This is a genomic window from Streptomyces sp. NPDC003691 (assembly GCF_053981115.1).
Genome location: NZ_JBSFNQ010000217.1, coordinates 1 through 2,030 on the forward strand (window position 1 = coordinate 1; position 2,030 = coordinate 2,030).

Here is a 2,030-nt window from a genome sequence, read left to right on the forward strand (position 1 = left end):
GCGGGCTTCCCGCTCGAATCCCACATGAAGGGGGAAGGCGAACCGCCGACCTCCACGCCCTGCGGGTCCTTCACCGTCAGCACATCGTTCTTCTCATTCAGCGAGAACGACAGATCCGCCGACGACAACTTGTACGAGATCTTCTTCAGGGCCGGATTGGCGGCCGCTTCGGCGCTGTGCACGACGAGGACATGGGTGAAGCCGGTGTCCCGCGCGGTCAGCAGCAGGTCCACACCGTCGAGAACGTCCTTGTAGAGGGCGCTGGCCCCGCTGACCTCGGGCTCCGGCAGCTCACCCGGCCACCCAACAGTCATTTCACGCCCGTCCGCCGTAAAGGTGGCCAGGTCGGTGTACTGACCGTCAGCGGATTTCGCCAGCGGCACCCGCAAGTAGTTACGGCTGCTCCGGTCCTCCTTGGCCTTGCTGTTCTTCTTCCGCGCCTTGCCGCTGTGGAAGGTGACCGGGTTGACCGTGGCCTTCGGCCGCCAGCCGTCATCGGTCTTCTTCAGCGTCGTATCAATGGGCAGCCACTCGCCGTCGACCTTCGCCCGCACCGGCGCCGCCTGCGTGGTCAGCCGGAACTTGCCGTTGGGCAGAGCCGTAACCGTCGAGGTGGCATCCCGCAGAGCGACGACCTCGACCGGCTTCCCGGTCTTCATCGCCTTCTTCCGCGCCGCCGGCTCGTCCAGCGGCTCACCACCCGAACGAGCCTTCTCCGCCTGCGCCGGCTCCCGCTCGGGCGGGGACCCCGGCCCGTCGTCGTCACCGGGCAACAACAGGGTGACACCGAGCGCCGCGGCCAGCACGGCCGCCACCCCCGCCGTCGCGCGCCGGGGCAGTCCCCGGGTCAATCGTGGACGTTCCACGGTGCTGGAATCCCCTCCCCTGAACGGCAGCCCACCCACGGACACACGGTCCAGGGTCGATCGCCGTGCCGATCTCGCCGAATTGGTCCAGCCCGGCCACGGGCAGCACAAACGAGCTCTGCCGCCGTACTGACCGAGAGAGAGCGCCAGTCAGCATGACCGATATCGGAGTTGGCGTGTACACCCCGTAAGAATCACTCGGTGATAGCTTCACCAAATTTTCAATGACCTCCGGGAACCGGCGACAGTCGCGAACGGTTCACCATGCATCTAAAAGATCTTTAGCGACTGTGAGATATCCACCCCTAGTCGGACCATCACCGGACCTTTACCGATGGTTCAAGGGGGTGCGCCCGAAAGGACCAAACAGGCACCCTTTGGCGACAAGTGAAGCACCGGTCCCAATTTTCGTCCCTGTCCTATCACCCTCCATCGCACACCCGATTTCATGTGACCCATGTCACACTGAATTCTTTTTGGGTGATTGACGGGTAACAGATCGCTGTCCGACGATGCCGCGGATACCGCCATGTCAGGGACCGGTCAGGCCTGCTCGGGCTGCCCGGAACCTGATTCCGGACCATTGGGGAGGGCTGCGGGCGTCGTGGGAAATTCGCTGTCGTGGAGTGGTCGGGGGAGACTCCCGGACTCCAGAGCTGAGAGGAACCGCCGCCTGCGCCTGCGTATAGGCGTGGGTGCGGTGGTCTCCATAGCCCTGACTGTGGGGCTGATACCGGGCGCGAGTGCGCTGCCGCCGCCGGTGGACCGGGCGGGGGTGGATCTGGCCGATATCCCGAAGCCGCCACCCGTACCCGGAGTCAACGGCGGAACGCTTGAGAATCTGACCACCGCCGAGATTCCGACGGATCCGGAGTTCGAGCCGAAGAAGACGGCGGCTCCGGCCGCGGTGGCGCCGGCTGCCCGGACCCTGACCGCGCTGACGCCGGGTCAGACGGTGCAGATCGGCACCACCCCGCTGGAGGTCGGCGCCCCGCCGAACGCCACCCCCGCCGAGACGGCCGCGCTGGAGGGCAGCTGGCAGGTCGCGCTCGCGGACCCGGCGCAGACCGAGGCCCGGAACATCGAGGGCTTCGCCTTTACCGTGACTCCGCCGTCGACCGCCACGGGCAATGCGGTGGTGGCGCTGGACTACACGGACTTCGC

At 66.3% G+C, this 2,030-nt stretch carries 1 protein-coding gene and 1 pseudogene; one reads left to right on the forward strand and one right to left on the reverse strand.

What is annotated here, in order from left to right:
- Window positions 1-866, reverse strand: a pseudogene (locus ACWDR0_RS34810) (VCBS repeat-containing protein); the annotation flags it as partial.
- 721 nt (window positions 867-1,587) lie between these two features.
- Between ACWDR0_RS34810 and ACWDR0_RS34815 the strand changes: the two are divergent.
- A partial coding sequence (locus ACWDR0_RS34815) for a hypothetical protein (RefSeq protein ID WP_456355838.1) occupies window positions 1,588-2,030 on the forward strand: 443 nt, incomplete at its 3' end.